The organism is Acinetobacter sp. 2JN-4 (genome assembly GCF_003687745.1).
GTDB classification, from domain to species: Bacteria; Pseudomonadota; Gammaproteobacteria; order Pseudomonadales; family Moraxellaceae; genus Acinetobacter; species Acinetobacter halotolerans.
In genome coordinates, this window is the sequence record NZ_RDNY01000001.1 from 53,420 (window position 1) to 72,651 (window position 19,232).

23 protein-coding genes and 4 tRNA genes are annotated in these 19,232 nt (G+C 39.5%); 8 read left to right on the plus strand and 19 right to left on the minus strand.

The genetic code is table 11. From position 1 onward, the window contains the following. Positions 1–9: 9 nt before the first annotated feature. The 5 genes from EAH57_RS00315 to EAH57_RS00335 are packed head-to-tail and all read right to left on the minus strand — an operon-like array spanning position 10 to position 3,426. The gene (locus tag EAH57_RS00315) at positions 10–942 is read right to left on the minus strand and encodes a VOC family protein (protein WP_121928362.1); all 933 of its coding nucleotides are present in this window, start codon (positions 940–942) and stop codon (positions 10–12) included. Positions 943–953: 11 nt separating this feature from the next. Next, positions 954–1,718, minus strand: coding sequence for an SDR family oxidoreductase (locus EAH57_RS00320; protein ID WP_121928363.1), 765 nt, complete (start codon positions 1,716–1,718; stop codon positions 954–956). Continuing rightward, positions 1,711–2,778 (minus strand): aromatic ring-hydroxylating oxygenase subunit alpha, encoded by a 1,068-nt coding sequence (locus EAH57_RS00325; RefSeq protein WP_121928364.1) that lies wholly within the window; start codon positions 2,776–2,778, stop codon positions 1,711–1,713. The genes EAH57_RS00320 and EAH57_RS00325 overlap by 8 nt, the downstream gene beginning before the upstream one ends. A gap of 17 nt (positions 2,779–2,795) precedes the next feature. Beyond that, positions 2,796–3,095: a recombinase-like helix-turn-helix domain-containing protein gene (locus EAH57_RS00330; RefSeq protein WP_004671928.1), complete on the minus strand. Its 300-nt coding sequence runs from the start codon at positions 3,093–3,095 to the stop codon at positions 2,796–2,798. A gap of 25 nt (positions 3,096–3,120) precedes the next feature. Further along, positions 3,121–3,426, minus strand: coding sequence for a non-heme iron oxygenase ferredoxin subunit (locus EAH57_RS00335; protein WP_004671931.1), 306 nt, complete (start codon positions 3,424–3,426; stop codon positions 3,121–3,123). Positions 3,427–3,693: 267 nt separating this feature from the next. Here EAH57_RS00335 and EAH57_RS00340 point away from each other — a divergent pair, with 267 nt between their 5' ends. Further along, on the plus strand, positions 3,694–4,506 hold the full coding sequence (locus EAH57_RS00340) for an IclR family transcriptional regulator (protein ID WP_121928365.1): 813 nt from the start codon (positions 3,694–3,696) through the stop codon (positions 4,504–4,506). Between the two features lie 146 nt (positions 4,507–4,652). On the opposite strand, the gene EAH57_RS00345 is transcribed toward EAH57_RS00340, so the two are convergent. The 6 genes from EAH57_RS00345 to EAH57_RS00370 form a co-directional block, all read right to left on the minus strand. After that, a tRNA-Trp gene (locus EAH57_RS00345) sits at positions 4,653–4,726 on the minus strand. Positions 4,727–4,795: 69 nt separating this feature from the next. Beyond that, positions 4,796–4,880 (minus strand) — tRNA-Leu (locus EAH57_RS00350). 148 nt (positions 4,881–5,028) lie between these two features. Next, positions 5,029–5,102, minus strand: a tRNA-Trp gene (locus EAH57_RS00355). Positions 5,103–5,171: 69 nt separating this feature from the next. After that, positions 5,172–5,256, minus strand: a tRNA-Leu gene (locus tag EAH57_RS00360). A gap of 100 nt (positions 5,257–5,356) precedes the next feature. Continuing rightward, entirely contained in the window at positions 5,357–6,181 is an 825-nt protein-coding gene (locus EAH57_RS00365) for a serine/threonine-protein kinase (protein WP_121928366.1), read from the minus strand. Beyond that, positions 6,156–7,664, minus strand: coding sequence for a DUF3336 domain-containing protein (locus EAH57_RS00370; protein ID WP_121928367.1), 1,509 nt, complete (start codon positions 7,662–7,664; stop codon positions 6,156–6,158). Before EAH57_RS00370 ends, EAH57_RS00365 begins: the two co-directional genes overlap by 26 nt. Before the next feature lie 177 nt (positions 7,665–7,841). Between EAH57_RS00370 and EAH57_RS00375 the strand changes: the two genes are divergently transcribed. Together EAH57_RS00375 and EAH57_RS00380 are read left to right on the plus strand one after the other, a co-directional pair. Then, a complete protein-coding gene (locus EAH57_RS00375) occupies positions 7,842–8,732 on the plus strand; it encodes an ATP-binding protein (protein ID WP_034595573.1) in 891 nt (296 codons plus the stop codon). Between the two features lie 99 nt (positions 8,733–8,831). Beyond that, positions 8,832–9,932: a DUF6670 family protein gene (locus EAH57_RS00380; protein WP_121928368.1), complete on the plus strand. Its 1,101-nt coding sequence runs from the start codon at positions 8,832–8,834 to the stop codon at positions 9,930–9,932. A 130-nt stretch (positions 9,933–10,062) separates the two neighbouring features. Here EAH57_RS00380 and EAH57_RS00385 read toward each other — a convergent pair whose 3' ends face one another. Continuing rightward, entirely contained in the window at positions 10,063–10,611 is a 549-nt protein-coding gene (locus EAH57_RS00385) for a TetR/AcrR family transcriptional regulator (protein ID WP_121928369.1), read from the minus strand. Between the two features lie 92 nt (positions 10,612–10,703). On the opposite strand from EAH57_RS00385, the gene EAH57_RS00390 reads away from it, so the two are divergent. The 3 genes from EAH57_RS00390 to EAH57_RS00400 all read left to right on the plus strand — a co-directional run bounded on the left by EAH57_RS00390 (position 10,704) and on the right by EAH57_RS00400 (position 12,884). Next, positions 10,704–11,243: an HPP family protein gene (locus tag EAH57_RS00390; RefSeq protein WP_121928370.1), complete on the plus strand. Its 540-nt coding sequence runs from the start codon at positions 10,704–10,706 to the stop codon at positions 11,241–11,243. Between the two features lie 151 nt (positions 11,244–11,394). After that, the gene (locus EAH57_RS00395) at positions 11,395–11,973 is read left to right on the plus strand and encodes a TetR/AcrR family transcriptional regulator (protein WP_004671947.1); all 579 of its coding nucleotides are present in this window, start codon (positions 11,395–11,397) and stop codon (positions 11,971–11,973) included. Further along, positions 11,970–12,884, plus strand: coding sequence for a DMT family transporter (locus EAH57_RS00400; RefSeq protein ID WP_121928371.1), 915 nt, complete (start codon positions 11,970–11,972; stop codon positions 12,882–12,884). The genes EAH57_RS00395 and EAH57_RS00400 overlap by 4 nt, the downstream gene beginning before the upstream one ends. A 147-nt stretch (positions 12,885–13,031) precedes the next feature. Here the strand turns inward: EAH57_RS00400 and EAH57_RS00405 are convergent, their stop codons facing one another. Beyond that, the gene (locus tag EAH57_RS00405) at positions 13,032–13,535 is read right to left on the minus strand and encodes a hypothetical protein (RefSeq protein WP_121928372.1); all 504 of its coding nucleotides are present in this window, start codon (positions 13,533–13,535) and stop codon (positions 13,032–13,034) included. Positions 13,536–13,714: 179 nt separating this feature from the next. After that, positions 13,715–14,722, minus strand: coding sequence for a tRNA (adenosine(37)-N6)-threonylcarbamoyltransferase complex transferase subunit TsaD (gene tsaD / locus EAH57_RS00410; RefSeq protein WP_121928373.1), 1,008 nt, complete (start codon positions 14,720–14,722; stop codon positions 13,715–13,717). 145 nt (positions 14,723–14,867) lie between these two features. Here tsaD and rpsU point away from each other — a divergent pair, with 145 nt between their 5' ends. Further along, positions 14,868–15,083 carry a 30S ribosomal protein S21 gene (gene rpsU, locus EAH57_RS00415; RefSeq protein WP_004652785.1) on the plus strand — a complete coding sequence of 72 codons (216 nt, stop codon included), beginning with the start codon at positions 14,868–14,870 and terminating at the stop codon, positions 15,081–15,083. 29 nt (positions 15,084–15,112) lie between these two features. Further along, on the plus strand, positions 15,113–15,559 hold the full coding sequence (locus EAH57_RS00420) for a GatB/YqeY domain-containing protein (RefSeq protein ID WP_121928374.1): 447 nt from the start codon (positions 15,113–15,115) through the stop codon (positions 15,557–15,559). 85 nt (positions 15,560–15,644) lie between these two features. Here EAH57_RS00420 and EAH57_RS00425 read toward each other — a convergent pair whose 3' ends face one another. From EAH57_RS00425 to EAH57_RS00445, 5 genes are all read right to left on the minus strand, one after another. Beyond that, positions 15,645–16,004 (minus strand): hypothetical protein, encoded by a 360-nt coding sequence (locus tag EAH57_RS00425; protein ID WP_121928375.1) that lies wholly within the window; start codon positions 16,002–16,004, stop codon positions 15,645–15,647. A 36-nt stretch (positions 16,005–16,040) separates the two neighbouring features. Next, positions 16,041–16,406, minus strand: coding sequence for a GFA family protein (locus tag EAH57_RS00430; RefSeq protein WP_121928376.1), 366 nt, complete (start codon positions 16,404–16,406; stop codon positions 16,041–16,043). A gap of 78 nt (positions 16,407–16,484) precedes the next feature. Next, entirely contained in the window at positions 16,485–16,970 is a 486-nt protein-coding gene (locus tag EAH57_RS00435; protein WP_121928377.1) for a GNAT family N-acetyltransferase, read from the minus strand. Between the two features lie 52 nt (positions 16,971–17,022). After that, positions 17,023–18,420, minus strand: a complete 1,398-nt coding sequence (locus EAH57_RS00440) for a M48 family metalloprotease (protein WP_228200030.1) — start codon at positions 18,418–18,420, stop codon at positions 17,023–17,025. Positions 18,421–18,581: 161 nt separating this feature from the next. Then, positions 18,582–19,169, minus strand: a complete 588-nt coding sequence (locus EAH57_RS00445) for a 1-acyl-sn-glycerol-3-phosphate acyltransferase (RefSeq protein WP_034594973.1) — start codon at positions 19,167–19,169, stop codon at positions 18,582–18,584. Positions 19,170–19,232 lie beyond the last annotated feature (63 nt).

Below are 19,232 nucleotides of genomic sequence, written 5' to 3' on the forward strand. Positions count from 1 at the left end.
GATTGAGTCTTACGCAGGTTTGACTTGACGACGGGTATGATCATCTAGACCGCCTTCAATCGCCCATTCAGTGAATAGTTCTAAACAGTGTTCTTCAACACGTGGCTGCCATTCCTCAGTCAAATAATCATCATTGGTGTAATACTCAAATGCACCACCTAATGGCGAGTTGACATACCAAAAGTAAGCTGAAGAAATCGGGTGCCGCCCTGGACCGATAAAAGTCGACCATTCAGAACGATTCATATTTAATCCACCACCAATGACTTCATGAATATCACGGACCACAAAGGCAACATGATTTAGACCTGCGGGTTTATTGGGTACTGAAAGTAAGAACAAATCATGATGATAACCCTTGCCTCGGCAGCGCAAAAATGCACCACGATTACGATAAGCATCTGATAAGTAGAACCCCAGTTTTTCAATATAGAACTGTTCGGTTTTTTCCAAATCCGGGGTGAAGAACACCACATGACCAATCGCAACAGGCTGGCCCTTCTCATAGACTGGACTGGCTGCATTAATACGATTGACTGTTCCGTACTGATTGATCCCTTCGGTTCTTAACGCAGGTATTTCGTGGGTAAAACTTTTCTGAAAGCGAATGGTCATCCCATTAGGATCAATACATTGCACACTTTCTTCTGTTGCCTCAAAACCATCTACATCTTGCAATCGAACAGCTAAATCCGGTAAATCATGTGCTATATCATCTAAACCCCATATGACTTCGCGTAACGTCGAACCTGATTCAATTGCTTGAGGTAAACGCGCATCATCACAATCAAATAAATAAATTTTGCTGCCGTTTTGGGTTTGATAGAGATCAGCACCTTCAATGTCTGAATGAGTGTGCGTTAATCCGAAGTCTGCTAAAAACTTATTTGAAGCAGCTCTGTCCTCGACGCCAAACTTTAAAATCTCAATCCCTGTAATCATGTGATCACTCCTTAATTAAAGACAAAACCACCATTTACGGGAATATTTTGACCCGTCACAAATGAGGACAATTCCGACAGTAAATACAAGGCTGTTCCGTTTAAATCCTGAGGTAACTGCTGCCGTTGAATCGCACGACCATTGACATATAAATCATGGCGTTCTTGCGGTACATATTCGGTTGCTTCGACCAGAGTCAATCCTGGTGAAAGCGTATTGATACAAATATTGAACGGCCCTAACTCTCTCGCCATTGAACGCGTCATCGCCAACAAAGCACCTTTACTTGCCACATAAGCCATCAGATTTGGAGCACCCCAAAGTGCTGTATCCGATGCCACATTAATGACTTTTGCTGCCTCAGACTGTTTAAGATAAGGTACACAGGCCTTTGTCACTAACCACGTCCCTTTGACATTAATGTTCATCACACGATCCCAAAGATCAGCGTCATAATCCATCATGCTTTTGCCACCAACATTGGTTGCAAGAGCCGCACAATTCACCAAGCCATCGATCCCACCCAAGTATTCAACTGTTTGCTGAACAGCTAGTTCAATCGAATCTGCATTCGCCAAGTCGATCGTTACCGCCTCAACATTTAGACCTTGCGCCTGTAAGGCAACTACTTCTTGCTGCACCAGATCAGTTAAAATATCCGCCATGACCACGTGCGCCCCTGCTTCCGCAATTGCTTGTGCAAAGTCGCGTCCCAAGCCTCTTGCCGCACCTGTGACAAGGACTTTTTTACCTTGTAACAATGCGACATTAGCCATGCGCTTCTTCCTGCATTTCAATCCGGTTTGAGCTATTCAACGCTGCAATTTTCTTTAATTGCTTTTCCGCTTCTTTCTTCATCAAACGGCGTAAGCGTGATAAACCGACATCATGTTGATAGAGGAATTCTTGTTGGCGTGCATTCGGTGCAAGGTTTTCTAAAATAATGCGATCTTGTTCCAATACATCCCAATGCAATTTCTCCAAGTGATTACGATAGAGGAAACGCCACACATTACGCTGCCAGCCACTGACTTTGCGGCAACGCCAAAAGAATACGCGGGTATTATTGGCATCAATCGGTGTTGCATAACCCACAATCCAGAACTCACCACCCGGTCCAAAATCTTTACGATATGGGATCGAAAGACGCAACCAGCTTGCACCTGTATTGGCATATTCAACCCAGTCAAAGTTGACACCGATTTGACCTTCTTTTTCAAAGACAAAACCATGCTCAGTTGAACGATGTTTCATTTCCGCGGTGCGATCACCTTCTGCCATTGAGTGAGATGTGCAATGCAAATAACTACCATGCATTGGGTCCATCACATTATCGATCGCATATTGATGATTCACTTTCCAATCTGCTTGGCAAAGAAATGCACTCCAGTCTTCACTCGCAAGTTGTTCAGGAAACTCAAGTGTTTTAGGCTCTTCACTTGGATCAATCCCAAACCACATAAAAATCGCACCGTGCGCTTCAATTACTGGATAGCTTTTTATACATTTAGTGCCTTTCATTGGGCAGTCATGTACAGCGGGTACATCTTCAACCACACCATCGTGGCGAACTTCTACACCGTGATACCAACAAGCAACGCGATTGCCCAAGTTCCAACCGAGTGAAAGGCGTGCGCCACGATGCGGGCAGCGATCTTCTAAGGCATGGACTTGACCTTGGTCATCACGCCAAACCACAATATTTTCACCTAAACGAGTGATCCCCACTGGATTTGCTGCAACTTCCCAGCTTGCAAGCACTGGATGCCATTGATCACGTAAACCTAAATCTAAATACTCTTCGACACTTGGCGTGGCTAATACTGCTGCGTTCATCACTATTCTTCCTTGAATCAATAACCTAAACGTTGCATTTCTTCTGAGAACGACTCAGAAGTCCAAAGTTCACCAGACTCACAACGAAAACCTTGTTGGTTTAAAGACTGAACCAAATCTGCAAGCTCAGTTACACCTGATGAAAATGCGCTGATTAAGTGCTGAACAAAGTCTTGCTCATAAACCGTTGGCGCTTTATAACGCGTTTGCCAAACCAAAAGTTCTGGCTGTCCTGGAACCTGAATATTGTTAATCCCTGCTTCTTTCGCTGGCGTGGCATGAATCCAGTTCGCGAGCTTCTCATTAAATGTTTTCATGAGATTCCATCCTTATAAATTTGACTTATAGTTGAATTTGAACGTCCTGCCCTTCAACACGTACGGGATAAGTACACAGATTTCGGCATCCCGGACCACTTTTCAATTCACCTGTTTGAATATCAAAAATTGCTTCATGCAATGGGCATTCCACGGTTTGATCTTCAATAAAGCCTTCTGTTAATAAGGCGTAGGCGTGTGGGCATACATTTTCAATAGCGAAGTAATTTTCATCGATGAAAAATACTCCAATTTTCTTACCGTCGACTTCTATGGCTTTCGGCTCATCTTCGGTGATGTCGTCTTGCTGACAAACTGAGATCCAACTCATCCTTGCATCCTCATTTGTTTTATATATAAAACATAATTTGATATAACAAACTTTAATTAAGAATACTCCTATGATGTTTTTCATGTCAAACTATATATATTATTAAAATTCATACACTTGATATTTATTACACATTCTTTTACGTTTTACTTAAAAAATATAGTTTCATATATAAAACTATATTCCATAAATCTATTTGCAGTTACAATAGGATTCAAATAAAGCTGAATGTACTGATTTGTGCTTTTAAATAGGAAAATTGAACAGATGAACTCAACACTTGAAACAGACTCTCAAGAATCTGACGTAATAAAAAATGATGACCGTTATTTAGTCCCTGGCTTAGTTCGTGGTTTGGCAATTTTGCAGGCCTTTAATCAGCAAACCCAAGAAATGACGATCACTGAAATTGCAGAGATTTTAGACGTGAATCGCTCAAGCGCATTTCGACTGATTTACACCTTAGAATCCTGTGGTTTTCTCAGAAAAGCTTCACAAAAGACCTATGCTTTAGATTCAAAAGTAATGGAACTCGGTTTCAATAGCTTATCCAAACAATCTTTATTGGATTTAGCTACACCGTTGATGAAAGAACTCCGCGATCAAACCCAGTTGGCAGTCCATTTATCAATTCTAGAAGGTACGCATATTGTCTTTATCAATAACATTCAATCCAATGGAACATTTAGCAGTAATATTGGTTTAGGTACACGATGGCCTGCCCATGCAACAGTCATCGGACAAATGTTACTGGCAGATTTATCCGAAACAGAAATCCGAGAACGGTATAAAAACTTTAATAAGTGGGAAACTTTTTCAGAGCTGACGCCGAAAAGTCTTAAAGAGTTATTACAACGTTTAAGCTATGTCAAAACACAACGATCTATGGTGAGCTGGGGTCATTACAATCACGATATGGCCGCCTGTGCTGTGCCCATTTTTAAACAATCCACGGGTAAAGTAACAGCCGTATTATCCGTCAGCTGCCCATTAGGTACGTATGAAGAAGATTATTTTAGAAATGAAATTGCAGATGCAGTTCTTGAAAGCGCAGATAAAATTTCAAAATTTATTTATTAAATAGAAGCCATATCCACTACTTTTAGGTCTTGCTCTTTAGTGAATTAAAACCTTATATCTTGAGCAAGATTCAAATGTTGCAACCTATCCACATAAAATTTAGGCAATAAAAAGCCCTTGTAAAAACAAGGGCTTTTTAAAATATTTGGCAGAGGATCAAGGACTCGAACCTTGACGAACGGTTTTGGAGACCGTCATGCTACCATTACACCAATCCTCTAGAACATGCATGATTAAATCATATCAGACTTAACCATAAAAAAAGCAAGATACGCTTGCTCTTTAAATTTGGTGGGGGCGAAGAGACTCGAACTCTTACACCTTGCGGCGCTGGAACCTAAATCCAGTGCGTCTACCAATTTCGCCACGCCCCCGATGGATGTGTATATTAGTGATAAACCTTTCTGCTGACAAGCCCTTTTTATAAAAAAACCATGCATCTGAAAGCTAATGCTTTTTTAATATACAGATAAAAACAACAGAAATAAAAAAAGGGACTTTGAATAAGTCCCTTTTCTAATTTGGCAGAGGATCAAGGACTCGAACCTTGACGAACGGTTTTGGAGACCGTCATGCTACCATTACACCAATCCTCTAGAACATGCATGATTAAATCATATCAGACCTAACCATAAAAAAAGCAAGACATGCTTGCTTTTTAAATTTGGTGGGGGCGAAGAGACTCGAACTCTTACACCTTGCGGCGCTGGAACCTAAATCCAGTGCGTCTACCAATTTCGCCACGCCCCCGATGGGTATGCATATTAGTGAGAAACGCTAATTCTGACAAGTCTTTCTGATAAAAAAACCATTCAAATGAACATATAATATTCAAATCAAGTATTTATATTTACAACAAGCCAATCTCGTTTAGACAACCTTTGACATCAAGAACTGACCTAAATCGCTGTTCAACTCGCTTTTGCAGTAAACCGTTTAAAAGTGGAAAAAAACATTCAAGCGCTTTAGGCAGCTGAATGTGCAGTTGTTGGCAATGCAGTACAGCCCAATCATAATAAGTATCAGCGTTTAATTTAGTGTTCGTTAACCATTCATACAAAATAATGCCTAAAGCATATAAATCACTTTGAATACTTTTCGCTTCACCATGAAAAAGCTCAGGCGCCATATAATGTGGTGTCGCATTCATGCGCGTAATTGGACATTGAGACTTAAAACTTTGCTCAAAATCGATCAGCCGACAAGCCCCATGATATAAACGGAAATGTGCTGGCTTTAGATCACCATGAACCCAACCCATTTCGTGCATGTAGTCGAGTGTTTCCAAGGCATCTAAGATTTTTTTTTGAATAATCACAAGATCGGTGGTGGGTAAAATATCCGTGAAGAACTTTTCTGCATCAAACAATATCAAGCCTCTACCCTTCGCTTCAAGGTGAAGGCACTGCGATGTCTGTTCTAAGATAATAATATGATGCGGCAATAGAAAATGCTGAGAATGTATTGATTCAAGCTGATAAAAATCCAATTCACCTTGAAAAGCTTGCTCTATCACTGGATCGGTATTGGCGACATGAAATTTAAGCCAATACTTCTGATTTTCAACTTGAAACGTATATAAACGCCGTCCAAAATCATAACTTCGCTTTTTCGTTTCTAACGACCAATTGTTCCATTGAACAGTTGGATCAGAGATCCACGTAATAAAACTCATTCTGCTGCTTTTCTTCCTGCTTACGTAATGATGCTAAACAATGTTCAATGGTTTTACCAATACGTGCATGTGTTTCAATCGAAGCAATTTTAGACCACGTTGCTCGCTCACCTTCTTGTTGCAATATTTTAAATAATTTTGGACGTGGGTTTTTCAACATGTAGCTATAATGTTTTAAACCATATTTCGCAATGATATTTACATCGCCATAGTAACGTTGACCTAAAATTCCATAACCATGGTCGAGCACACGTCGAATCGGGAAAAAACCACCCATTGAATTGCGAATTAAATCCATCACATCCATTGCAATTGATTTACCTTGATGACGTACCACCCGTTCAGGCCAACTCAGCACATCACGACGAAATCTCTCATTATCACTTTGCATAAATGGGACGATATGTGGGTTCACCTGACTGGCAATGGTGTAATTAATATTATAAAGCCTTGCCATTTTTTCCTGAGGAAAATCACTGCGCATACTGCCATCCACCCATTTAGTGTTGGCAAGATACGGCGTATGCTGACCATCATAACGTTTACTGGTTAATTTGACTGGCGGAAATAACACAGGGACGGCACATGAAGCCAGCACAGCACTCCAAACCAAAACATTTGGCGCAGTTAAAGCATTTAATACTCGAGGGTTTTGTGCGGTGTTATAGGGTGCAACCGCAATATTAATATGCAATCCTGAACGTTGGAAGGCTTCAGCAAAAGTGACATCGCCCATATTACGTATCAAGAATTTTTTAAGATACATCACATCAGCAATACCACCATGCCCTTTAATCAACTCCATGACACGTCTAAAGCGAAAGGCTTCATGGAAAAAGTGCTCACCAGAAAGTAAGCCAGGAATCTGATCAGCAGATGAAACGCCGAGCATCCCTGTCATGATGGCACCTGCACTCGAACCTGAAATTACCTTCGGTAATAGATCACGTTCCAACAATGCCTTGCATACTCCAGTATGAAACAAGCCCAATGTCGCACCACCTGATAGCATTAAAGCAGGTTGTCCATAAGCCTTTTGGCATTCTTCAAAAAACTTTATTTTTTCTTTTAGTTGAAAAGTAATACATTCACTGGAAGCTAAATAACCAAAACACTCACTGACTTCTTCAACATAATTTTCTATAATTTTTTTAGTGCCGCAGTAGGTCTCAGCAAACAACATCGGATGACCAATGTTGGCAAAATCATAAGATAAACCTTCTCTTAATACATAGATCAAATCTAGGGTTCGATGTTGTGTACGATATTTTTTTAATAAGTTATGCCGTTTAGATAAAATTTCAGCATCAAAATAAGGCGAATCATTGTCATATTTCCATGCTTCAGTACCTGCTTCTTGGTCTAGTTTGAGTGCAATGGACTTCCATTCCGCATACCCATTTGCATGGCGTAAGTGCTCTTGTAATACACCGACCCTATATGCCTGATATGTATTCTTTTTTTCTTGAAGTCTGTTTGACATTCGTGTTTCCAGTTTTGATGATTTTTTTCTCATTCTGCACCTATACAATGCAAAAAGTGGCTGCAACAATCAAGGGGAAAATCGACATATTACAATCTTTTTAATGAGATCTTCTTTATTTCAACAACAGCAATGATAGTATCCCTATTCATTGATCACTGTGTTTGGTTTGTATTTATGGCTCTCATTGATTTACCGGAATCTATTCTCCATTCGTTATCCAGTGTTTTGACACAATTACAGCAAGTTCTCCCTGCACCAAAACAACCCACTGATTTTTCAGCTATCGCTTTTCGATGGGAAAATCAACAACTGCTCGCCATTCAACAACCCAAAAAAATGCATTTGGAAGACCTAAAAGGGATTGAGCGTCAAAAAGATAAAATTATTCAAAATACCTTACAGTTCTTAAATGGCTTGCCTGCCAATGATGTTTTGCTCACTGGTTCACGTGGTACAGGAAAATCATCGATTGTCCGCGCCCTACTGACGGAATATTCATCACAAGGTTTACGTCTCATAGAAATCGAACGGGATGATTTATCTGATTTACCCAAGATTCAAAAGATAATTGAAAACCGCCCTGAGAAATTTATTGTTTATTGTGACGATTTAGCCTTTAACGCAGAAGATGAAAATTATCGTAGTTTGAAAAGTGTATTAGATGGTTCACTACAGTCTGGTTCAAGCAATTTCATTATCTATGCCACCAGTAACCGCCGCCATTTATTGCCAGAATTTATGCACGAAAATACGCCTGTGCGTAAAGTCGATGTTCCGCAATATACTGAGCTACACCCACAAGAAGCGATTGAAGAAAAGATTTCCCTTTCTGATCGTTTTGGTCTGTGGCTGTCATTCTATCCAATGGATCAACAACTTTATTTAGAAATTGTGGAACACTATATCGTTCAAGCAGGTTTGCAATATAACGATCTGGTTCGTGGTGAAAGTTTGAAATGGTGTCAGGCACGCGGTCAACGCTCTGGTCGAGCGGCCTATCAGTTTTCAAAACATTGGATTGGTTCACAAAACCTAGAGAAATTGTCAAACACTATAAAAGGATAAATGGCCTCAAAAGCCGTGGCATTGTCCTTATTTAGGCTTAGCACGGGCAGTTGTTTTTCTTAATCTAAGATCTAGCATAGAATGAGTTTAGGGGAAAAGATGAAAAAACAACTGCCGCCAACCTCTCTGACGAGCAAAATTTTGGGTAAAAGCTTATTGCTCGCACAAAGCACACTAGATCAGGCTGTAAAATATTCAACCATTCCTTTTTCTGAACCAGAGATCATCCGTCCAAGAACAACAGAAAAATTTTATACGTGGACACATTATGGAATCTTTTTTCCACTGCTGCCTGAACCACATCGTTATCTAAATATCATGATTTTGTTAGGTACCCCTGGGGCACTTGCCTTCGATCATGATGACATAACACTGGGTGACCCAAGACATACTGCAACATTGTTCTCTAGTACAGCCGCATTAGACCAACACTTATTAAAAGCTTACATCATCCCAGATGAGACAAATATTCAAGAAAATGGCATACAAATCGAATTAGGCGAAGACGTTTCCATTACAGGCACTTTGCCCAATATTCATTTGAAAGGTGCTTATCATGATTTAAATTTTGAATTTGATTTAGATGTGACCGATCAAGTTTCATGGTTTATCAAAACTCCGATCTATGATCATTTTAGTCTATTAGCCACATTCAAAGGTCAACTTGAATATCAAGGTCAAGCTACGCCAGCGGAAGGTTTATGCACCTATGAATATGCGCGTGCAACCGGTGCGCATGGTGTGGTAAAAAAAAGCCTCCCCGAATCTTATAAATTACCGCTTGATTTCTTCACCTATCAAATTATTAATCTGACTGAAACAACGCAACTATTGTTAACAAAAGCCGATATTTTAGGTCAACCCGTAGCTTATTCTCTGCATATTAGACATATCGACAAACCTGCTGAAATCTATACCAATGTTGAGTTTAAGGTGATTGCGCATCAGATCGATGATTATATTTCGCCAAGTGGCAAGAAAATGCGCTTGCCACAATTCTTTTCTTGGACGGTGAAAGATGATACGGGTCAAAAAGTATTAGAAATCTTTGCTGAAATTGATAGTCCATTCCGCTACGGTCATGGAATTGGTTATGCCAGCGCCTATACTTTCACCGGTGAATATTTGAATAATGAAGTTCAAGGGCGTGGTTATATTGAGTATATCGATGTAGAAAACCAAAACTATTTTATAGATTAAGCCTATTCACTTCACCGTTGAAATAAAAACATTTTTTATCTTCCAATCAAGCATAAGCCGTTGATATATTTTCAACGGCTTAATTATTTAGAAGCTTGCTTCATCGCCCCCTATCCTTTCAATAAAACTCCTAACTAAAAATCTCAACCATACGGTTTATCGATTTTTTAATCTCATCTGCAACTTTTGCATCATATCCTTCTACCAAAAAGCGGCTAATCAACCCTTCAATCAAGGTATAAATAATTTCAACCAATGCATCTGCATGGGGGGTTGATTCAAGACATTTTGCAATTAATGCGCGAATCCAAATCTTATGTTCTTTAGAGACTGTAATGATGTCTTGATCACCGCAATGAGATTCAGCAACAGCTCTGACAAATAAACATCCTTTAAAATTGTCTTCTTGAAACCACAACAAATGCCAATCAATGAGCTGATTGAGTGCCTGTGCTCCTGTTGCATTGCCAATATAAGCAATTAGACTCTGTCTAAACTTCGTATCTCTGGCCTCAAGCACCGATCTCACTAATTGATTTTTATTTTTAAAATGAGTGTACATAGTTGTTTTTGAACAGCCGGACTCATCTCGAATTAAATCAACACCAACACCGACAAAACTATTTTCATAAAATAATTTTTCTGCGGTATTCAAAATTTTATTTGCTGACTTTGACATACAAGTTTACTCAATTAAAAATAGTACAGATCTGTACTATTTTTAATTTTAGTCTTATTATTGACTGAATACAATGATCCTGTGAGATTAAAATGTTATCGCTATTTCATGGCAAAGAGCATCTTGCTCCACGCCCCCAATCCATTGATATTTTCAGAAGCTTAATTGGCGGGACATTCAGTATTCTGATCTTAGTTCTCTTGAGCAAATGGACCCAAAATTTATTTATCATGGCACCTTTCGGCGCAAGCTGTGTCATATTATATGCCGTTGCTCAATCCCCTTTAGCCCAACCTCGTAATGTGATTCTGGGGCACTTTGTTTCAGCTTTGATTGGCTTAGTCTTTCTTAAAACTTTAGGAACTTCTGCATTGAGTATTGCGATTTCCGTGGGTTGTGCTATTGCGGCAATGCAACTGTTACGCTGTGTTCATCCACCTGCTGGGGCAAATCCATTAGTCATCTTGCTCACAGCAAATACCATTCAATACCATTGGAGCTTTTTATTTTTCCCTGTGTTATTGGGATCAATCGCGCTGGTACTCGTGGCTTGGTTGGTCAATAACATTAAGACCGACAAGAAATGGCCTACTTATGGACTCGCCTTGGTCCACAGCAAAAAAACCAAATAAGCGATTTGATTAAAGAGATCATCCACTCTCTTTAATCATATTTACACCTAAATAAAAACTTATGCTCAATGAATAAAACAGCGTCTCCTATTGCGAATTTCCTTAATTCACCCTAATATTAGGTAGAACAGTTTACCCAATATCTTTTATTATGAGCACTAAATCTGCAAAACAAAGAATTTTAGAAACCGCTTCAATGCTGTTTTATCAAGATGGAATCAACAGTACAGGGATCAATAGCATCATTGATCAAGCCAACGTTGCAAAAATGTCCTTATACAATAACTTTCGGACTAAATCTGAATTGGTCACTTGTTATATCGAAGCACGTCATCAAGAGTGGTTAGGCTTATACCAAAATAGAAAAGCCCAAATCCAAACACCAATTGATGGCGTATTGGCTGTTTTCGATGCTTATCAAGATCATGCCGAGTTTGCCTATGAAAATGGTTTCCGCGGTTGCGGACTCCTCAATGCAGCAGCAGAATTTCCTGCGCATAGTCCAGAACGTTTGGCGGTGAAAAAACATAAAGATGAAGTTGAAAACATTTTGGCAGATCATTTAAATCAGCTGATAAATGATCCTGAAAAAGTTAAACAACTCGCGCTGCTGCTCTCTTTTATTTTGGAAGGTTCTATCGTTCGAGCAGGTTTAGAAAGTTCAAGTGCTAAAGTTTTTGCTGCCAGACAAATGGCTCAGTCCTTATTAGAACAAGAGATTAGGAATTGAATAACACGATCAAACTCAGTCCACATTATGGGTTTATTGCGGTTTTAGTCGCTTCAATTTTATGGGGTACGACGGGTACTGTGGCCTCCTATGCTCCCAACCTAAGTCCTTTAGCTATTGGCGCGATTGCAATGGGTGGTGGTGGACTTTTACAGGCATTACTCGCGCATAAAAATATCCTTGGTCATTTACCACAGATCCGTTCATATTTCCCTCTCCTATTCGTTGGGATGATTTCTGTTGCCATATATCCGCTTGCCTTCTACTCATCTATGCGAATGGCAGGCATCACCATCGGTACTGTGGTTTCGATTGGCTCAGCGCCTTTGTTTACAGCGCTACTTGAAAAGTTTTTTGATAAAAAGGCACTCTCGCTAAAATGGTTTATTAGTTTTATTTTTGGTGTTGCTGGAGTATTGCTTTTATCAATCGGAGAATCGCACTCCCAAAGCTCATCGCAAAGCATTACAACCGACCAAAAAACTTTGGGAATCATTCTTGGACTTATCGCAGCACTTACCTATTCACTCTATTCATGGGCTGCCAAGAAAATGATAGATCGAGGTGTTGACTCTAGAGCATCAATGGGTCTGATTTTTGGATTCGGCGCTTTAATTTTATTGCCGACTTTATTTTTTACTGGTTCGAATTTATTTGATGAACCCGTCAACCTATATGTTGTCGGCTATATGATGCTGATCCCGATGTTTCTCGGTTATCTGTTATTTGGTTATGCTTTAAAAACAATTTCTGCCAGTACCGCCACGACCCTCACTTTATTTGAACCATTAGTTGCCGCACTTTTTGCGGTATTGCTGGTGGGTGAGAGATTAGCGCCGATTGGTTGGATCGGTATGGTTTTGATTTTTGTCTGTTTGGCTGTGCTATCCAAAGCAGATAAGTCAAATTAATTTTTGAACCTGAAATGTATTTCGATATGCTTCATCACAAGCGAAATAATTATCTAATTTTTATTTGTTCAGAAAATAGAAAAATGGAATCGATGCAGAAAATAAATTTCCTCTGCATCGTTTTCGCTCTGCTATAGAACGTTAATATCAATACTCTTTTGCTAATTTTTCCAGAGTGGATAGCATTTTTTTCACCACACTTCTTTTATGATTTAACATATTCTTAATGTTGGTCGGATTAAAACCCGTCAGTTTAGCAATACCTCGACTAGTCATATATTCACCTGTCTTTTCAAAGTGCTTTTGACTCAAGGCTGTTTTAGCATCAGAGAATCTAATCGCTAACTTATAATCACTAAATTCAGACCATGCACCCGTCTTATATTCATCCAAATCAAATTTGTTTTGATGAGGTGGTTTATCTCGAAGAATATTATTCAAGCGATTAATGACGATTTTTTCCTCACTCTTTTGTATCCGCTGATAAAGTTCAGTTTCCTCAAAAGTTCGCCCTATAGAGATATCCTTTCTGAATTGCTCAATTATTTTTTTAGCTTCTGATGTGTCATGCTCTTCACCCTGCTGGATGAGATTTAGAATTTTAAATAAAGATTCTAATCTGCCACATGTAAAAACATAAGAAATTTTCAACTTCTGTACTCCGCTATGAGTTTTTAGCTCATCAAAATAAATAATTTATTCGACACTTTAACACGATAGCGTTGACTCCAACCCCTCACTACGCATATAAATGAATCATTTGATTTTTAAATAAAATAATATGTAGCTTCGCAGAAGCTTAGCATCCCATAAAAATGATCAGTTTCATTCTAGGTTGGTTCTAATTCCGTCATCGGCCATCTTGGTGTCGTAGTTACTGCCAGACCATCTTGCTGCCCAGCTTTTAAACGTTGATAGCCTGCAAACGCAATCATGGCGCCATTATCTGTACATAAAGCTGGTTCAGCATAATAGACTTGTGCATTGATCTTTTTCAGCGACGTCTCTAATTGCTCACGTAAGCGAAGATTGGCACTGACACCACCAGCAATGACCAAGCGTTTTAAACCTGTTTGTTTTAAAGCCTTTACTGATTTTTTAGCCAGTGTATCAACCACTGCTTCTTGGAAAGAAGCCGCAATATCCGCATCACGATTTTCTTCGCCAAGTTTTTTCAGTTGAACAGAAACCGCTGTTTTCAAACCGCTAAACGAAAAATCTAAGCCTTGATGCAAGATTGGGCGAGGAAAAGCAAATGCTTGGGCGTCACCTTGTAACGCCAGTTTTGCGATATTCGGCCCACCGGGATAAGGAAGTTTCATCATTTTTGCGACTTTATCGAACGCCTCACCAGCCGCATCATCAATCGACTCACCGAGTAACTCATACTGACCAATTCCATGTGCAGCCATCAGTTGCGTATGTCCACCTGAAACCAACAAAGCGACAAACGGAAATTCCGGTGGCGTATCTGAAAGTAATGGCGCAAGCATATGACCTTCCATATGATGCACACCAATCGCAGGTTTATTGAACGCAAACGCCAAAGTACGACCAAATAATGCACCTGTCATCAATGCACCCATCAACCCCGGACCGCGTGTATAAGCAACTGCATCGATTTCGTGTTTTTTCACACCGCTTTGCTCAAGCAATTGATTAATTAAAGGAATCATCTTACGAACATGATCCCGTGACGCCAGCTCAGGTACGACACCACCATATTCTGCATGCAGTTTGATCTGACTATAGAGAACCTGCCCCCGTAAGCCGAGCTCGCTATCATAGAGTGCTAACCCAGTTTCATCACACGAAGTTTCTAAGCCCAAAACAATCATTAAACTGCCTTTACAACGATCAAAAATAGTATCAGCGCTATTATAGACTTGTGATCTGAGTTGTAAATGAGTAAAATACTGACCTTCACTTGCGATCTAGTGCAATCGTGCGTTAGATCTTATCCATCATCTTAGAGGATTTTACATGCCACAAGTTAAGTTGAAAGAAGGCGAACCAGTAGACGTAGCTATCCGCCGTTTCAAACGTTCATGCGAAAAAGCTGGTGTTTTAGCTGACGTTCGTAAGCGCGAATTCTATGAAAAACCAACTCAAGAACGTAAGCGTAAAAAAGCTGCAGCAGTTAAGCGTTATCAAAAGAAATTGACTCGCGAATCTGTACGTACTACTCGCCTTTACTAATTAATTTGTGATTGACTGCTGAAAAGACTATGACGACTTTAAAAAACCAAATTACTGACGTGTTAAAAAATTCTATGCGTGCCAAAGAAATGGCAACAGTAATGGTTATTCGTGGTCTACAAGCAGCAATTAAGCAAATCGAAATTGATGAGCGCATTGAGCTTGACGATGCTCAGGTTCTTGCGGTCATTGAAAAGCAAATTAAACAACGTAAAGAATCGATCAAGGCCTTTTCAGGTGCTGGTCGAGAAGATTTAGCTAGTAAAGAACAAGCCGAAGTTGAGGTTATCTCTCAATTTCTACCAGCCGCTATGACTGAGGAAGAACTTGATTCTCTCATTGAGCAAACGATTTCTGCTCAAGGAGCTACTAGCATGAAAGATATGGGTAAGGTGATGAATTCTCTACGTCCGATCATAGCCGGGCGTGCCGATCCTGCACAAGTTTCTTCTAAAATTAAAGCAAAATTAAGCTAATCAGCTCAGTTCGGCTTTATACCTCTCTTTTTATATATCTAATAATAAATTGGATTCATTTCAACAATGAACCCACGCATATTATTTATTTAAAATCACACTGAATATTATATTTAGTCAGCATTTTCATTTCTTTTGACTCAGTCACTTGATGAATTACATCTTGCTTAGTCATCGTGGCGTATTGTCCTGTTAAATGAGATCTATTCTTTTCGATCGCCCCATAAGAGTCCTGCACATATTGATTTACAATAGCGCAATATTTTGTCTGCTGCTCAAGTGTGAAATGTGAGAGTTGCGGGTCTAAACTACGTAAGAAACTGCGCATATCTTGCGCATAGGTTGCTGTTATCTTTTCTACAGCACGTACATATTGCTCAACTGAAGCCGCTGAACTCGCCCCCACAAACCCAAACGCAAAAATAAAACCAATAATTTTCTTCATCAATTTTTAACTTCTTTACTACTCAAGCCAGCCATCTTATCTTAATTCAATAAATTTTGGTTTATGCTCGGTAAAAAATTCTTCTGTAGGTGCAGGAATCTGTCCTTCAGTTACCGTACCCAAACGTAAGCGAATGATATTTGGCAAATCTGTACGATATGAATAAATCGGGCTTGCACAATGTTGACAGAATACTCGTGCTTTATTCGGCGTATGAAAATATTCGTTTAGTTGATCTTGCCCTGAGATAAATTCAAATTTTGTTTGATCAAGCGGGCTATTCCAACCTGCGATTGCGCCTTGCGCCTGCTGACAGTGTTGGCAATAACACAGAATACTATTTTCAATTTCACCATGATATTGATATTGCACAGCCCCACATAAACATTGCCCCTTGATCATAATAAGCCCTCCTCTCAATTAATTTCTATTTATGTTATACGGCAATTATACTTACTCTTTTATTATTGATGACTTAAATTATTTTTTTAATTCCAGTATTTCACCTGCTAATCCATCATAGTCTTTAAATGCTTTATGCTTAAAACCCTGACGCGTTAGAATCTTGCGTGAAGCAAGATTTTTAGGATCAATAATCGCAAATATTTGATTAATTGAATTCTCTTTTTTTGAAATATTAAGCAAAAGTTCACTGACTCTACTCGCAATACCTCTACCCCAATAATTTGGCAAAAGCATATAACCTAATTCAAGCTCGTCAGCATCTATTTCTTTAATTTCTAGCTTTGCCAAACCAATAAATTCATTCGTATCAGCATCAAGAATTTTAAAGTTACCAAAATCTTCATGTAACTGATTATTTACGATAAGTTGTTGAAAATCATATTCCGCTTTGTCTTGAGGAATAGCCCTTTCGGTAATCATGACCATTATTTGTATATTACTAACCAATTGAAAATAGTAATCAAAATCTTGTATGTTGAATTTTTCTAATTTAATTTCCATGTAATTACTCTCAAATTTTCAGCAAGCTAATTCCACCACATCAAATTAAGAATTAAATTTTCCTACGGTAGTCATCTTGCATTTGCTTTAAACGAGATTCAATTTTCGCTGACATTGCCATATTCCCTTTTGCAAGTCGTTGCGCATGTAACATGGATTTAATTGCATTTTCCTCATAGCCTGACCAATATTCAACTTCTGCACGATAGCATAAGACATTCACGGCTTGTAATGGTGAGCTTTTGTCTAAGTTTGCTGCTTGTTGCAACAGTTGCCATCCTCGAATATCACGTTGGTTCTTATGAATAAATCGTTGAACTAAGGTTTGCGCTTGTGCAACTTGTCCTTGTCGAATTAAGACTTCAGCGAATTTATAAGATAAGGCGCGATTTTCAGGCATCGTTCTTTGAATCGGTGCAATCGCATTCTCTGCCAGCTCAAGTTTATTTTGTCCCAAATAAATATCCGTTTGAATGAGTGGAACCAATATATGAGATTTTAATTTTACTTTCACCAAATCAAGATTTGACTGTGCTTGAGCATAATCACCTTGCTCTAAATAAAACTTACTGAGCGCCAGTTGTGCTGCAACATTCTTCTGCGAGGCAAGAGATTGTATCTGAATTTCTGTGGCTTGATTTGAAGTGACGTAGGTATACCATTTCAATATGTCAAAATTGAGATCATAAATCTTTGATTTCACTTTAGGCAGTTGATTGGCACGCAGACGCGCTTCACTCATCCGTTCAGTGGTTAATGGATGAGTTAACCAAAAATCTGGCAAAAAGCTGACTCGACTGGTCGCCCGATGCATGGTTTCAAAATAATCCGCCATACTTTGCGGATTATATCCTGCGGCATACATAAATTGCATACCGATACGATCTGCTTCACGCTCTTGATTACGACTATAGCTCAGTTGTTTATCAATTAAAGCGGCTTGCGTTCCCAACATTACCGCTGAGCCGACATCACCATCAGCCTGTGAGGCAATCGCAGCACCAACGAGGATCCCAGCCAAAGCCAATAATCCTTGTCCCTTAAATGCTTCTTGTGATCGGCTGTAATGTCGTTGCGTGACATGGGCGATTTCATGCGCCATAACGCCTGCGATTTCATCTAAATTTTTAGCGGACGTAATCAAACCAGTATTTATTGCAAATAAACCACCAGGTACAGCAAAGGCATTAATTTGGGGATCTTTGATCACCACCAAACCAATCGGCTGCCCCAGTTGGGTTTGACTTAAAATGCCTGAGAAAACTTGTAAAAATTGATCTTCCAACCAAGCGTCTTGCACAGTAGGCATTTGTCGATGAACTTGACGATAAACTTTTTCACCGATGAATTTTTCTTTTTGTTGATCAAGCAACCCTATTCCACCGCCAATTTCAGGGACTTCAGTTGCTCCCATCACCTGTGTAGGCAAAAGGACTTGAGTATGACTCAGTTGGGTCGTGGCAAATAAGCCACATGCAAGCAGCAGCGGTCTCAAGGGGGTTTCTCTATGATTCTAATGGAGAAATTTAATATAGCACTGAAAATGAGAGGAATTTGCAACAAAGTGTTATAGAAGACAGCTTTTACTGTCTTCTTTTATATTTTTAGAGGCTATTTCTTCGCGCTGTAGCGTTGGTCTACGCTAAATTTTTCTGGAAACTTTGCATGAATCTCTGCATAAAAAGCCATGATTTCAGTCATATCTTTTTCATAGTCGCCTGATGGATAAATAATCTTACCTACGCCTGTTTTTTTCTTGGCATAGTCCATATACGCCAATGCAATTGGCACTCCTGCCGCAACCGCTATATGGTAAAAACCTGTTTTCCATTGTTCTTGTTTGGCGCGCGTTCCTTCTGGGGTCACCAACATCACCAGTTTCGGATGAGTTTTAAACAAGTCACTCATCAATTGAACCATACTTGGTCGTTCCTGACCTTCTTGTTTCGCGCCACGATCGATACCAATACCGCCCATCGCACGTACAAAAGGCCCAAAAGGAAGTTTCATATAGCTGTCTTTAATGGTGAGGCGAACATTTACCCCCAACGCTTTCAAAGCCAAACGGGCATATAAAGCATCCCAGTTACTGGTATGTGGTGCGGCAATCATCACACATTGGTCAATATCCAAATCCCAATGATTATCGATTTCCCACCCCATCAAGCCCAAACTTTGCTCAGCTAATTTCTCGAACACAAACACCCCAAGTCCAAATTACAAAGGGCGCAAGTGTAGCAATATTAATCAGCGTTAAAACAT

Bases quoted from the DNA above. Each gene is read 5' to 3' on its own strand.
- EAH57_RS00315 (WP_121928362.1), bottom strand. From the start codon at position 942: ATGATTACAGGGATTGAGATTTTAAAGTTTGGCGTCGAGGACAGAGCT.
- EAH57_RS00320 (WP_121928363.1), bottom strand. From the start codon at position 1,718: ATGGCTAATGTCGCATTGTTACAAGGTAAAAAAGTCCTTGTCACAGGT.
- EAH57_RS00325 (WP_121928364.1), bottom strand. From the start codon at position 2,778: ATGAACGCAGCAGTATTAGCCACGCCAAGTGTCGAAGAGTATTTAGAT.
- EAH57_RS00330 (WP_004671928.1), bottom strand. From the start codon at position 3,095: ATGAAAACATTTAATGAGAAGCTCGCGAACTGGATTCATGCCACGCCA.
- EAH57_RS00335 (WP_004671931.1), bottom strand. From the start codon at position 3,426: ATGAGTTGGATCTCAGTTTGTCAGCAAGACGACATCACCGAAGATGAG.
- EAH57_RS00340 (WP_121928365.1), top strand. From the start codon at position 3,694: ATGAACTCAACACTTGAAACAGACTCTCAAGAATCTGACGTAATAAAA.
- EAH57_RS00365 (WP_121928366.1), bottom strand. From the start codon at position 6,181: ATGAGTTTTATTACGTGGATCTCTGATCCAACTGTTCAATGGAACAAT.
- EAH57_RS00370 (WP_121928367.1), bottom strand. From the start codon at position 7,664: ATGTCAAACAGACTTCAAGAAAAAAAGAATACATATCAGGCATATAGG.
- EAH57_RS00375 (WP_034595573.1), top strand. From the start codon at position 7,842: ATGGCTCTCATTGATTTACCGGAATCTATTCTCCATTCGTTATCCAGT.
- EAH57_RS00380 (WP_121928368.1), top strand. From the start codon at position 8,832: ATGAAAAAACAACTGCCGCCAACCTCTCTGACGAGCAAAATTTTGGGT.
- EAH57_RS00385 (WP_121928369.1), bottom strand. From the start codon at position 10,611: ATGTCAAAGTCAGCAAATAAAATTTTGAATACCGCAGAAAAATTATTT.
- EAH57_RS00390 (WP_121928370.1), top strand. From the start codon at position 10,704: ATGTTATCGCTATTTCATGGCAAAGAGCATCTTGCTCCACGCCCCCAA.
- EAH57_RS00395 (WP_004671947.1), top strand. From the start codon at position 11,395: ATGAGCACTAAATCTGCAAAACAAAGAATTTTAGAAACCGCTTCAATG.
- tsaD (WP_121928373.1), bottom strand. From the start codon at position 14,722: ATGATTGTTTTGGGCTTAGAAACTTCGTGTGATGAAACTGGGTTAGCA.
- rpsU (WP_004652785.1), top strand. From the start codon at position 14,868: ATGCCACAAGTTAAGTTGAAAGAAGGCGAACCAGTAGACGTAGCTATC.
- EAH57_RS00420 (WP_121928374.1), top strand. From the start codon at position 15,113: ATGACGACTTTAAAAAACCAAATTACTGACGTGTTAAAAAATTCTATG.
- EAH57_RS00425 (WP_121928375.1), bottom strand. From the start codon at position 16,004: ATGAAGAAAATTATTGGTTTTATTTTTGCGTTTGGGTTTGTGGGGGCG.
- EAH57_RS00430 (WP_121928376.1), bottom strand. From the start codon at position 16,406: ATGATCAAGGGGCAATGTTTATGTGGGGCTGTGCAATATCAATATCAT.
- EAH57_RS00435 (WP_121928377.1), bottom strand. From the start codon at position 16,970: ATGGAAATTAAATTAGAAAAATTCAACATACAAGATTTTGATTACTAT.